Annotated in this window: 10 protein-coding genes and 1 pseudogene; 5 read left to right on the top strand and 6 right to left on the bottom strand. The window is 69.9% G+C overall.

Annotated elements, in window-relative coordinates; translation table 11 throughout:
• Nucleotides 1-7: 7 nt before the first annotated feature.
• Complete coding sequence (locus FNH09_RS03155; RefSeq protein ID WP_162468046.1) at nucleotides 8-1,990, bottom strand: WD40 repeat domain-containing protein; 1,983 nt, start codon at nucleotides 1,988-1,990, stop codon at nucleotides 8-10.
• Nucleotides 1,991-2,213: 223 nt separating this feature from the next.
• Between FNH09_RS03155 and FNH09_RS03150 the strand changes: the two genes are divergently transcribed.
• Nucleotides 2,214-4,385, top strand: coding sequence for a WD40 repeat domain-containing protein (locus FNH09_RS03150; protein ID WP_152884886.1), 2,172 nt, complete (start codon nucleotides 2,214-2,216; stop codon nucleotides 4,383-4,385).
• A gap of 19 nt (nucleotides 4,386-4,404) precedes the next feature.
• Here the strand turns inward: FNH09_RS03150 and FNH09_RS03145 are convergent, their stop codons facing one another.
• Nucleotides 4,405-5,190 carry a hypothetical protein gene (locus FNH09_RS03145; RefSeq protein ID WP_338017450.1) on the bottom strand — a complete coding sequence of 262 codons (786 nt, stop codon included), beginning with the start codon at nucleotides 5,188-5,190 and terminating at the stop codon, nucleotides 4,405-4,407.
• Between the two features lie 315 nt (nucleotides 5,191-5,505).
• Between FNH09_RS03145 and FNH09_RS03140 the strand changes: the two genes are divergently transcribed.
• The 4 genes and pseudogenes from FNH09_RS03140 to FNH09_RS03130 all read left to right on the top strand — a co-directional run bounded on the left by FNH09_RS03140 (nucleotide 5,506) and on the right by FNH09_RS03130 (nucleotide 8,164).
• A complete protein-coding gene (locus FNH09_RS03140) occupies nucleotides 5,506-6,267 on the top strand; it encodes a maleylpyruvate isomerase family mycothiol-dependent enzyme (RefSeq protein ID WP_162468045.1) in 762 nt (253 codons plus the stop codon).
• A gap of 122 nt (nucleotides 6,268-6,389) precedes the next feature.
• Complete coding sequence (locus tag FNH09_RS03135; protein WP_152884882.1) at nucleotides 6,390-6,920, top strand: DUF6584 family protein; 531 nt, start codon at nucleotides 6,390-6,392, stop codon at nucleotides 6,918-6,920.
• Nucleotides 6,917-7,066 (top strand): annotated as a pseudogene (locus tag FNH09_RS48160) (IS5/IS1182 family transposase); the annotation flags it as partial. The gene FNH09_RS03135 and the pseudogene FNH09_RS48160, both read left to right, overlap by 4 nt.
• Before the next feature lie 261 nt (nucleotides 7,067-7,327).
• Nucleotides 7,328-8,164 (top strand): hypothetical protein, encoded by an 837-nt coding sequence (locus FNH09_RS03130; protein WP_152884880.1) that lies wholly within the window; start codon nucleotides 7,328-7,330, stop codon nucleotides 8,162-8,164.
• A gap of 234 nt (nucleotides 8,165-8,398) precedes the next feature.
• Here FNH09_RS03130 and FNH09_RS03125 read toward each other — a convergent pair whose 3' ends face one another.
• From FNH09_RS03125 to FNH09_RS03110, 4 genes are all read right to left on the bottom strand, one after another.
• Complete coding sequence (locus tag FNH09_RS03125; protein ID WP_238426429.1) at nucleotides 8,399-8,788, bottom strand: hypothetical protein; 390 nt, start codon at nucleotides 8,786-8,788, stop codon at nucleotides 8,399-8,401.
• A 958-nt stretch (nucleotides 8,789-9,746) separates the two neighbouring features.
• Nucleotides 9,747-10,553, bottom strand: a complete 807-nt coding sequence (locus FNH09_RS03120; RefSeq protein ID WP_162468044.1) for an ABC transporter permease — start codon at nucleotides 10,551-10,553, stop codon at nucleotides 9,747-9,749.
• Entirely contained in the window at nucleotides 10,550-11,491 is a 942-nt protein-coding gene (locus tag FNH09_RS03115) for an ABC transporter ATP-binding protein (protein ID WP_152885018.1), read from the bottom strand. Before FNH09_RS03115 ends, FNH09_RS03120 begins: the two co-directional genes overlap by 4 nt.
• Before the next feature lie 36 nt (nucleotides 11,492-11,527).
• Nucleotides 11,528-12,043 (bottom strand): YceI family protein, encoded by a 516-nt coding sequence (locus FNH09_RS03110; RefSeq protein ID WP_152884878.1) that lies wholly within the window; start codon nucleotides 12,041-12,043, stop codon nucleotides 11,528-11,530.
• Nucleotides 12,044-12,178: the final 135 nt, after the last annotated feature.

The following is a 12,178-nucleotide window of genomic DNA, read 5'->3' as shown; positions in this document are numbered from 1 at the left end:
AACACGTTCACTGCCTCATGAGCGGAAGGCGGAGGACTCCGCGGTCATGTCCGACGATCAGCTCCGTACCCGCCGTGGCCAGACAGGTGAGCGACACGTCCAAGATGATGTGCCGTACGTCGCCCGCCTGCGGTTCCCACACCCGCAGCCGGTGATCGTGACGGGTGCCGGTGACCAGGACGGTGCGGCCGCCGTGTGCCGTGGCCGCGGCGAGGAGCGGCGGGCCGACGGTGCCGGTGGAACTGGGCAGACCATCGCCGACCGGGGCACCCGTGGCCGGATCCCACAGCATGACCGCGCCGAGGCCGTCCGCCGTTGCCAGGAGCGTTCGGTCGGGTGTCGGGACAGCCTCCACGGCCGCCACCCGGTGGTCGGCATCGGCGAGCGCACGTACGTTCAGCGGCACGGCCGCGCCGCGGTCCCAGGGGTCGTCGACGGCTGAATCCCACACGTGCACGCGACCCGCGGTGTCCGCGGCGACGATCAGCGTGTGGTCGGCGGAGATCGGGACGGCGGTGAGCGACCGGATCGGACTGCCGTAGGGGTTGAGGTGGCCGACGCACTCACCGCTTCCCGGTTCCCACACCCGGACGGATCCTCGGGGAGTGGCGGTGACGAGCAGGGTGCGGCCGTCGGGGACGACAGCGGCGCACATGGCGGTCACCCCACCGGGCCAGTCACCGGCAGGTTCACGAACCGGCCGGCCCGTGAGGGGGTTCCACACGGCGATCGTGCCGCTGTCGCCTCCGCTCGCCACGAGGGCGCGGCCGTCGGGCAGGAGCAGGGTGGTCATCGAGCGTACGGCGTCCGGATGCCCTGGCAGCGGATCGTGGACGAGTCGGCCGTCGGTCACGTCCCACACGCACACCACGCCCTTGTCCCCGGCGCCGGCCACAAGGGTCGGCCGACCGGGGCGGAACACGACCGCCAGAGCGTCGACGCCCCCGGCCGCACCGGGTACGGAATCGGAGAACGCCGTTATACGGCCCCAGGGTGTGCCGTCGGCCGCGACCACCACGTTCTGCTCCTGCCGGAACCGGACCGCCGTGCGGCTGGTTCCTCCGCCCGCCGCGCATTCCGCTGCCGCGGTCGACGCGTCGGATTCCGTCCACGCCCGAGTCGGAGTGGGTGGAGAGAGCGCACCGTCCGGGTTCTCCGCCAGGCCGTCCGCGATCGTCCACGTCCGCTCGCAGTCCCAGCAGCGGAAGTGCCCGGTGAGCGACATCAGCCGACGTGCCAGCTCCCCCGCGGCCCGTTGCGGGGTGCCCCTGACCGCGACCAACCCGGCGACCAGACACAGGACGGCCTGACCTGGTGTCTCGGGGGACACCCCCTTCACCGCGACATCGCGCGCCACCCGTAGGTAGGGCTCCGGCCCGTCCCCCAGCGCATCCTCCCGCAATACCGCCGCGGCCTCGCCCCAGGGATGTCCTTCCTCTCGCGCAGGGGAGGGAGCAGGCAGCAGAGGAGCATCGAGAGGTGGTCGTATCGGGTCCGCGAAGAAGTCGGGGAACTCGGTGTCGCTTTCGCATGCGGGGCACGACAACAGCAGCCCGCCTTCCTGATGTTCCGGGAACTGCGACAGCACCTCGCCCAGGGGGTGACGTGCCAAGGCCAGCCCGGAAAGCGCGAGTTGGGCACAGACCGGCCCCGGAGCAGGCGCGGCGAGGAGGCTGCGGACGCACGCCCGTTCGGCCAGCCGCAGTGCGGCGCCGAAGCCCGCCTCGAGATCGGCCGGGACGGAGGGCCGGTAATCGGCGGTCACCATGAATCCGAGATCCACCCAGAAGCCAACGGTCTGTCCCGGAGGCAGGACCGCTGCCGCCTCGACGAGATACGGCAGGGCCGCATACGCCCCGTCGGCGACGACTCCGTCATCCATCAGCCGGCCGGACAGGTCCGTCCAGGTCCGCCGCCACGCCTCGCCGCCCCCGGTAGCAGCCGCGGAGGCCAGCTGCTCCAGGAGCACCTGCATCTCCTCGACCTTCACGCCGCGAAAATCACGCCAACGAGGGCTGTCCAAGGGCAGCTTCGCAATCATGGAACGAGTCTCGCAGGCGGCACTGACAATCAGCAGGCGGCTTGGTGTCCGGCACGCCTTCCCTCGGTTCGTCATCCGATCGACGAGTGGAAGTGCGTACGTTGCTGCGGGACATTCCTTCGGCGTGTGTGCCCGGACGGTCGGCGAGGGTGGCGTGGTTACCATGCCGGTCATGTCCGGCGAACTCCCGAGCAGCGGCCCGAACCGTGAAGTTACGGCGACAGATGGCCGGTTGACCGATCCTGGATGGCTGGTGCACGGCGACCCGGAGCTGATCCTCGCGGGCCTGGACGGCGCCAGCGGGCAGGAGGAGATGCTGGCGGCCGCTGTGTACCGGACGTCCGGGCATGTGCACCGTGACGCCGGTGCGGGGACGCGGCGGCAGGTACTGGCGCTGGACGCCGCCCGGCACGGGAACCGGAAACTGGCGACAAACATCGCCCGGGTCGCGGTGCGCCAGGAGATGGATGACCCCTGGGTCGTGCAGTGGGCGACAGGCAGCGACCTGGACTCCCGGCTGCGGTACGCACTGCCCGTCCCGGCCAAGGTGAGCGCGTTGGCCACCATGATCGTGGAGGACCGCGGACTCGCTGTCGCCGGTTGCGAGGACGGCACGCTGCACGCGTGGGATCTGGCCACGGGCAGCCGATACGGCAAGTCCGTGTCCGCTCGCACCGGCGCCGTAAGCACGCTGGCGACGGCCGTGCTGGACGGCCGTCCCGTCGCTGTCACCGGCGGCTCCGACCAAACCGTTCGGGTATGGGACCTGGCGCGGGGAGAACTGCTCGGTACGTGTTCCGCCGACGATGACTCCTGGGTGAAACTGCTGGCCGCGGGAGTGGTCGAGGGGCGGCCGGTGGTGGTCGGCGCCTGCGTCGACGACGTGGTGAGAGTGTGGGATCTGGCCACCCTCTCCCAGCACAGTGAGCCGTTGACCCTGCACACCGGCTTTGCGTCCACTCTGGCGACGACGGTGCTGGACGGCCGTCCCGTCGCTGTCACCAGCCACTCCAGAGAACTTGCGGCGACGGACCTGATCACGGGGGAGGAAACCCTCCGAGTGTGGGACCTGATCACGGGACGGGAGCTCGGCGCCCTGGACGACCGTCCCGACGAGCCCCCCGTATTCGCGGACCCGGCGTACGACCGGACGCTGGAAGGCGACGGCGACGGCGACGGCGACGCACGGCACTGCGTCACTCCGGACCTCAACGCCACGGCACACTTTCTGGCGACGGATCCGGCGTCCGAGTGCCCGATGGCCGTCAGCGCCAACGCCTACGAGGTGCACGTCTGGAACCTGGCCACGCGCGAGCAGGTCGGTCGGCCCGCTGCGGCCATGTCCGTGGAAACGGCAGCCGTGACGGTGCTCCACGACCGCCCCGCCGTCCTCGCCGCATCCGCCCACGGGCCGGTCGAGGTGTGGGAGCTGCCCACCCTCAGGCAGCTGCGGCCGTCGCTGACGGGCCACGAGGCGGCTGTGCGGGGAGTCGCGATGGCAGTGGTGAACGGGCGTCACCTCGCGGTCACCGGTGGGGACGACAGATCAGTCCGGGTCTGGGACCTCGACGGTGAAAGGGAGACGAGCAGCCGGCTGACCGGTCATGCCGACTACGTGACAGGGGTCACCACGGCCGTCGTGGACGGCAGTTGCGTCGTCGTCACCGGCGGCTCGGACTCGAGAATACGGATATGGGACCTCGACGGCAGGGGACAGCGCGGTGAGCCCCTGCCCGGCCACACCAATTCCGTGGACCTGCTGACAGCGGGGACGGTGGACGGACGACCCACCCTCCTGACCCGCGGCGACTGGCACAAGACAGTGCGGATATGGGACCTGACCACCCGGGAAGAGCTGCACGGACGGTCGACCAGCGAGTACACCAGTCCCTCCATCGAGTTCTTCGCGGCGGTCGACGGCCGCTTCGTCGGTGTGACCGGGGAAGGCCGCGTCTGGGACCTGACCGCGAGCCGATGGATCGGAGTGCAGCCGCGGCAACGAGGCGCCCTCGCCCTGGAGACACTCGAAGGCCGCAGCGTCATTCTCACCAGCCTCAAAGCAGAAGGAGTCCATCTTTGGGACCTGGCCACGGGCGAACTGCTGGCACCGCCGCTGACGGGACACACCAGTGAAGTGCGTGCGGGGGCGACCGGCACGCTGGACGGTCGCCCTGTCGTCGTCGCCGGCGGCGACCGAACCGTATGGATGTGGGACGCAAGCACAGGTCAGCGAATCGGTGTGTACGCCTTTCCTTCCCGTATCAGGGGACTGACGATGGCGCCCGACGGGCGGCTGGTGGTCGGTTTCGGCGCGGACATAGCGGTCCTGGCCCATCGCCGCTGAGAGGCACGGCACGAGGTGGTCAGTCGCGGGGGCGTTCGAACACGGGAGTGGCTTTCGCGTCGTACGCCAGGTTGGAAATCACGTCGGCGTAGCCCCGGTCGAGCGTCTGCCGTTCACGTGCGGTGTGTGGGTTCGTGGGGCGCTCGGCCAATCGCGCCACTCGTTCCTCGTGTGCCTCGGTGATCGTCTCGGCGGTCGCCCGCCAGTCGGTGTCGTCCGGTACGCGGACCAGCTCCACGCAGGCCGGTTGCATGCCCTCGGCCAGAGCGGCAGCAGCCCGGTCATGACCGTCGAGGAGCAGCCAGCCGTCCAGAAAGGACACCCACCACAGCAGGACCGGGGCGAGGGTGCCCTCCCGGGCGTGCTTGCGGTACGCCTTCACGCGCGAGGCGTCCGGTGCAGGCAGCGGACGCAGCGGCAGGACACCGTGCCAGCCGCCCCCGCAGAGCAGTTCGAGGGTTGCGTCCGGCCAGTCCTGGACGAGGTCGCATTCCCAGATACCCGGAGCGAACGTGGAGCGCGGAGCCAGCAGCCAGCGCCCGAGGTGCAGCGGGCCGAGCCCCGTCTCCTCCAGCCACAGCGCGTATCTGTGCGGCCAGTCGGCCCCGGTCCGCATCGCCGCGGCGGTCACAGGCGGCAGCGGTGAGCGGTGGCCGGGAAGGCGGCGCAGGTGAAGGTCGCGGCAGCAGCCGTCGCCCTCCGACCGGGCCTGGATCAGCGGCCGTTCGCCCTGCCGCAGGATCCACTCGCGGTCCGTGACCCGCTCGAAGCGCAGCAGCGGCGGCCCCGACAGCTCATCCGGCACAGCCAGGACGACACCGCCTCCCGGTAGAGGTTCCCTCACAGCCCTGGCCATGGGACCAGTGTCAGCACGACGGACCCCTCCCCGGCAAGGCATTACTCCGAGACCGTGCGCCGAACCCTGTTTTGGCCGCCCCGACGGGCCTGCTGGTGGGAGCCGTCGATCACCGCCCGGGACCGGTCCAGCTTCCCGGCACGGTGCAGCTCGGTCAGCAGCATCTGGTGCAGCCGGTCCCACACCCCAGCCCCGTGCCAGTCCCGCAACTGACGGCCTGGAAAACAGGGTGCGGTCGGCTGATCTGGGGTGATAGGAAGCGGTGTGACAGAGAGTCTTGAGTATTCCGCCCTGCTGCAACTGATCGACGAGCGGTCGGCCGCGTTCCGGAGTGCGGTTGCCGCCGCGCCCAGCCTTGACGCGCCGGTGCCGTCCTGCCCCGAGTGGACGTTGTTCGATCTGGTACAGCACCTGGGTACGGGCCAGCGCTGGTGGGCCGCGATCGTCGCCGCGGGCCCGGCCGAGGCTCCGCCGGCCAAAAATGCCGCGGAGGTGCCGCGCGAGCTCGAGGCGCTGCTGGCCTGGTACGCCGAGTCGAACGAGCTGCTGCTGAGCGCACTGCGCGAGGCCGGCCCGGAGCGCGAGTGCTGGACGTGGTGGAGCGCCGGCGTGTCGCCGGCGAATACCTGGGGCGTTGCCCGGCGCCGGGTGCACGAGGTGCTGGTGCACACCTACGACGCCCAGCTCGCCGCAGGCGCCGTGCAGCCGATGCCGGCGGACGTCGCGATCGACGGCGTGGCCGAGTTTCTCGACACCTGCAACTCCACCCCGGTCCCCTGGCCGCACGAAGCCGCCACCATCCACTACCACGCCACCGAGGGCCGCTCCTGGCTCCTCACGCTGGACGGCACCGGCGCCTGGCCCGCACCCCTCACGGACGACGCCGCGCCCGCCTCCGCTTCGGCCACGGGCACGGCCGAGCAACTGCTCCTCTTCGTCTGGGGCCGCCTCACGCTGAGCGACCTGAAGACCGATGGCGACCAGCAGGTGTTCGAGCAGCTGATCGCCTGGGAGCCCGAGGAGTAGCCAGTCCACGCAGGTGAGGGTGCCCAGTCTCGGAGTGGGGTTCGGTCGATGTCGTTGCAGCGGGAAGTGCTGGGCAACAAACCGAGTCGACATGGATCAACGCGGTACCCGATCATGTGTTCATGCCCCTGAGAGAGACGCTCGCCCGAGTCGATGCAGACCTGGCCGCCGGCCGGGTCCCCGTCGCGCGCCAGCGTTTGCGCGGTCTCGTCTCATCCTTCCCGAACGACCTGACGCTCCGTCGGCGTCTGGCCGAGGTGTACCGGCTCTACGGCGATGCCGCCGAGGCCGGACGCTGGATGTACCTCGAGGAGGACCGCAACGCCGACGAGGCCGCCGCCTTCGAGGCGCGGTACGAGTCTGCCGGGTGGCGGATGAAGGCCCTTGCCTGGCGCGGCACCGAGGCGATGGCTGCCACCTCCTTCGCGGAGAAGCAGCTGGTCGCTGTGCGGACCGCCTGCGCCGAGGAGCTGGGGCACCCCGTCGACTGGGACGACCCCGCCTCCTACCGGGATGGCCTGGAGGAGAAGTACGAGGAGGCGTCCCCCGGACCGTGGACGGTCAGCGGTGTGCTGGCGGGCGCGGGCTGCCTGGTGGGGGCCCTTGCGTTCCTCGCGATCTGGGTGAATGGAGTCGTTGCCCTCTTCGACTGACCCAGGTCTCGTGGACGGCCCCGTTCACTGTGCTGAACCCCCGCCATTTCGGCACAGTGGTGGCGCAGTTGCGGCACGGGGGAGCCGACTCGGTCCGCAGAGGTCGGCCGTGGAGCCGGTCACTTGAGGATGGGAGGCTGCGGGTCGTCAGGGAGAGGACAGTCAGACCGCCTCAGTCCGACTGCCTCAGTCCGACTGCCTCTGACAAACGCGGGCCTGCGTTCACGAGGACCCGTCGGTCCGCCACGTCATTGGATGCCTTCGGCGGGAGGTACGGGCCGTTCCGGTTGGCGAGACCGTAAGGAGACCGGTCCGTTGTCCCGAACCCGGTGTCGACCCGCGACCATGCAGACATGGATTATCCGACGGGGGGACGCGGTCGGGCGGGGGCACCGGCACGCGGATGCATGGCCACGGTGCTGCTCGCGGTGCTGGTCGCGGGCGGCGTGGGGTGTGCGCTGGTGGTCTGCCTGCTGTGGCGGTTTCACCGCGCCTTGGACCGCACGCCGCCCGATGTCGGCGCCTTCGCGCACTCCGCCGCCACCCGGACCGCCGGCGCGGCCGCGGCACGGACGAGTTCCGCACGTATGACGAATCTGACGTCGGCGCTGCCCTGGGCCGTTCCGCTCGGCACGTCGGTGGCGGACTCCTGTCGGACGGAGGACCGGAACCCGTTCCTCGGGCCGGCGAGCTGGGCACCGATCAACTGCGTTCGCAGCACCGTCTTCTACCTCGCGTTCGACGGGGACATTCGCACGCACCTCCGCCAACTCGACGCGGTGCTGGCCGAGCAGGAGTGGGTGGGTTCGGGTTCGTCCCTGAACACGCTGACTGGGATGGCGACCTGGCTGAGCCAGGCCGGCGGTGACCCGTCCCCGGCCGCGTCGCAGCAGGGAAGCACGGAACCCCCGGGTTCGCGGCCGATCTGCTTGTCCACGACGTACGGCCCGGCCACGCAGAAGCGCGCCGTTCCGCACGGAGGGCTCGGCCTCCGGCTGCAAGTGGCGGTGGCGGAGCTTCCGTGCACGCCCAGTGCGGAGACCGGCGACCTCCAGACAGACGGCAGACCGGAGAAATCCCCGGTCGAGGGAACCGTCTACCTCACCTGGCACCCCCTGTCGACCGACACGGTGAGCCGCTCCGCCTACACCGCGCACCGCTACGTGGCCGCCCTCTCCCTCGTCGACGGCTACGCCGTCCAGTCCACCTCGACGACCGCTCCGCCCTCACCGCTGACCAGGTAAGACCGCCAGGGCCCGGACGGCGGCGAGCGGCAGAGGCTGCTGTCCCGGCGCAGTTTTCCCGCAGCGGCCGCACTGAGCCCCGGGGCAAGGTCCTTGCCCGCACCGGCCCGCGACACGATGGTCACCACGGCTGCGTCGGCGCATGCGTGCACAGCATCCACCAGCCCCATGAAGTCCCCGTTGAGTACGCGGTTCGTCGCTGTTGTGCCAGCCGCTGGTGTCAGACGTTCCCGTCTACGCAACGAACGGCCAGAGGTAGGCCCCTCCCCCGATGCAAACCGTAGCCGCCCCAATCATCCAGTACAGGGCAAAAGTGTTGACAGGGACCTTGCTCCAGGGCTTCTCTTCCTGTTCCCCGATATCGGATGCGACCCTTTTCGCGACCGGTACGAACATGATGACGAACATCATTAGGACGCCACTGTAGACGTACAGGGTATGTGAGACGGAATAGCCTTTTATCGCGGCGTTGGGCAACAGAAAGACCCAACCGGCCAGCGGGGCGATGACCATGCGCCACTTCGCCTTTTGCGTCGGCATGCACCGGTACATCGCGGCCATGTAGACGACCGTGACACCGGCCGCGATGAGCCCCCAGTCGTCTGTGGTCAGGTGGGAAGGCATTGCGGAGGATCCCCCTAAAGCGAAACATGGCGTCATTTTTACGGCCGGGCATCACGGTCCTGTGGTCCTGGACCGTGATCACGATCGGCGGGATCAAATTCACCCGGCGAAGACCGCCTGAACAATATGCGCACTTGGTCACCTGCCGGGAGTAGCAACTTCCGGCAAAAAAGTCAGCTGAACTCTGCTACGTTCCGGCAACTGTCGCCAACGGGGCCTCACCGGGCTCTCGATGCGCGCGTCGGACATATGGCACAGCTTTCGACGTCGGCCTGGCGCAGTCGTGTCCACAGGACCCACCACTCACCCAGCTCCCGTCCCGTCCGCCGTCGCCCCACACACTGTGGAGCGCGGAGGCTGAGACCGACCACGGAGTGGCGGTCTCCCCCAGGCCGGAGCCCCGGAGTGCGGCGGCCGGTGCCGCGCCCATCCGCGCCCACCCCGACAGAGGGAAGCCGCGTCGCGCTCTGCTGCGCCTGTAGGGCCTCGCTGTGCCATGGCCCGTGAAGCCCTGCGAGGGCCCTTGGGGACGCCCAAGACGGCGCTGACGGCCCTTCTGCGGGCGGGTGGTGACATGACGTGGCTTCGGATAGGCGGAGGCATGGGCGGAGAGGCCGTAGCGTGAGGATGGATCTCCCTTTTTTTGGGGGTTCTGGCGGCCGCTCCCCTTGCCACCCGCTCGCACGGACTGGGCGCCAGCCTCTTTGTGGCGTCTGACGCCAACACCCGGCCCTGGCGGCTGGAGACTGGGCTAGCCGTCGATGGCCTGCTTTCGCGCCGCCCTCTGTGCACCGTTCCCGTCGCCTCGACTCCGGACGCCGTCTCGGCCACATCACACATCGACCGCAACGTCCTCGCCCAGCAGGTCGCCCGCGAGGAAGCGCAACGCCGCGCTCTGCGGGAGGGGACGGCTGGTCCTGAGGCCGGAGCTACCGGCGGGTGTCTCGAAGGAGACCGGTCACTCCGCGCGCGGGTCCCAGCGGAACCGCCGCACCGCCACCACCGCACCGGCCGCTCCCCACAGCAGCAGGACCCCGAGGTCCCGCCAGGGAAGGCCGGTGTGGTCGGTGGTGAACGCGCGGAGCAGGGCGTCGTTGAACGGTTTCACCGGCAGCGCGTCGGCGATGCCGTTCAGCAGACCTGAGTGGATCGGCATGTAGGTGCCCGAGATGAACACCAGCGGGAACAGGACGAACTGCACGACCGACGGCGCGGCCTCCGCGTTGCGGATCAGCGACGCCACCGCGACCCCGAGGGCGCAGAAGGCGGCGGCGCCGAGCACCAGCGTGATGGCCAGCGTGGGCAGCTGCGAGGCGGCGGGCAGCGAGACGCCGTAGAGCCGGCCGACGATGGTGATCAGCAGGACGTCGACGACGCTCACGACGACGCAGTGCGCCAGGAGTCCCACGAAGTACGCGGACGCGGGCAGCGGTGTCGCCCGCACCCGCTTCAGCATCCCGTTCTGGCGCCGTGCCGCGAGCACGATCGCCAACTGGCTGTAGCAGGAGCCCAGGACGGACACCGCGGCGATCGTCGACACGTAGTACTGGAGGGCGGAGCGACCGTAGTAGAACTCGCTCTCGCCGATGCCGCCGAACAGTCCGCCGAAGACGGCGATGACGACGACCGGGAAGACGAAGGTGAAGAACGCGCTCTGCGGATTGCGCCAGAACGTCAGCTGTTCGTAGCGGATCTGATGCCACAGCAGGGCGGGGCCGCGAAGTCGGGTCGGCCGACCCTCGGCGCGGAGAACGGCGTTGCTCACAGTGCGCTCCTCTCCTGCGTGCGTTCGGGCGCGCTTCGGTTCTGCGCGGTCAGCGTCAGGTAGACGTCCTCCAGGCTCGGGCGGTCGACCGTCAGCCCCGCGAGCACGGTGCCGTGCCGCAATGCCCAGTCGGTGAGCTGGTGCAGGGTGCCGGTCGGCTCCACGGAGTCCACGGTGACCAGGCCGTCCTCGTCTTGCTCGGCGACCACCGGCAGGTCGGCGACCGTACTGCCGGGCGGCAGCGCGAAACGGATCCGGGCCCGCGCGGTGTCGCGCCCCCCGAGGGTCGTGGGGGTGCCCTCGGCGACGATCTGCCCGTCGGAGATCACGGCCACCCGGTCGGCCAGCTCCTGCGCCTCCTCCATGTAGTGCGTGGTGAGCAGGATGGTCGTGCCCGCGTCCCGCAGGTTGCGCACGAGCTGCCAGGCGCCGCGCCGCGCGTTCGGATCGAATCCGGTCGTCGGCTCGTCGAGGAAGAGCAGACTCGGATTCCCGATCATCCCGAGCGCCAGGTCCAGGCGCCGCTTCTGGCCGCCGGAGAGCGTGCGGACCTTCTTCTTCTCCTGCCCGGCGAGGTCGACCAGGCCGATCACTTCATCGACGTCGCGCGGCGCCGGATAGTAGCCCGCGTTGCGGGCGATGGTCTCGCGGACGGTGAGGTAGGGCTCGACCGCGATGTCCTGAAGCACCAGCCCGATCCGCTCGCGCAGGATGCGCGCCGTGGACCGGTCGCCCGGGTCGAGGCCGAGGACGTCGACGTGCCCGCCGTCGCGGGTGCGGAACCCTTCAAGGATCTCCATGGTGGTGGTCTTGCCGGCACCGTTGGGGCCCAGCAACGCGAAGATCTCCCCGTGCTCGACGGTGAAGCTCACTCCGCCCACGGCCCGCACCGTGCCGTAGGTCTTGCGCAGGTCCTCGACCACGACCGCGCTAGACATGGCGGTCACCCGCCGTCCCCTGCGCGGGCGACGACGTCAGACCAGAACGCATGTGACCTCCAGCGTCAGTTCGAGATGACGCCCGGCCATCAGGCGGGCCGCGGTCACACCGAACTCCGTGCGGTCGACCCGGGTGGTGGCGCGGACGGTGAACGAGTCGGCGTGGATCTGCGAGCGCACGATCGCCAGACTCACAGGCCGGGCGACTGCGCACACGGTGAGCGTGCCGGAGACGGACGATGCGTCCACCCGCTCGGAGACAAAGGTAATCAGCGGGTGTACCTCTGTGTCCAGCAACTTCACCGACCGTACGTGGCCGTCACGTTGGTCGTTGCCTGTGCTGAAGCTCGCCGCGTCGATCTCCACGCACAGCCGCGACTGCGACAGCGGCTCGGCCACGTCGACCGTGCCGCCCCGGATCGCGAACGTGCCGCGCACGGGCGCCAGACCGAAGAAGTGTCTGCTCCTGAACGTGATGGACGAGCTGTCCGTGTCGATCGCGTAGCGACCGAGCCGCGGAGTCGCCGTGGTGGGGTTGCCTGTCGCATCCATGCCCCCATTTCACAGCGACGGGACCTTCTCACGGCAGGGCGAGCGGTCGCTTCCACGAGCGACGAACGGCTCGTCGTCGGCGGTGACATGCGACTTTCGTAGGGTTCCCCCGAGGCGGAGGTACGGGGTGGCTCC

The organism is Streptomyces adustus (genome assembly GCF_009377175.1).
Lineage (GTDB): Bacteria > Actinomycetota > Actinomycetes > Streptomycetales > Streptomycetaceae > Streptomyces > Streptomyces adustus.
Note: the sequence above shows the minus strand (reverse complement) of the source record. Positions and strands in the feature narration are given on the sequence as shown.

What these genes read in the sequence shown, in the direction of transcription:
- FNH09_RS03125 (WP_238426429.1), bottom strand. Translation starts at nt 8,788, where the DNA reads ATGCCTTCCCACCTGACCACAGACGACTGGGGGCTCATCGCGGCCGGT.
- FNH09_RS03115 (WP_152885018.1), bottom strand. Translation starts at nt 11,491, where the DNA reads ATGTCTAGCGCGGTCGTGGTCGAGGACCTGCGCAAGACCTACGGCACG.
- FNH09_RS03110 (WP_152884878.1), bottom strand. Translation starts at nt 12,043, where the DNA reads ATGGATGCGACAGGCAACCCCACCACGGCGACTCCGCGGCTCGGTCGC.
- FNH09_RS03150 (WP_152884886.1), top strand. Translation starts at nt 2,214, where the DNA reads ATGTCCGGCGAACTCCCGAGCAGCGGCCCGAACCGTGAAGTTACGGCG.
- FNH09_RS03135 (WP_152884882.1), top strand. Translation starts at nt 6,390, where the DNA reads ATGCCCCTGAGAGAGACGCTCGCCCGAGTCGATGCAGACCTGGCCGCC.
- FNH09_RS03130 (WP_152884880.1), top strand. Translation starts at nt 7,328, where the DNA reads ATGGCCACGGTGCTGCTCGCGGTGCTGGTCGCGGGCGGCGTGGGGTGT.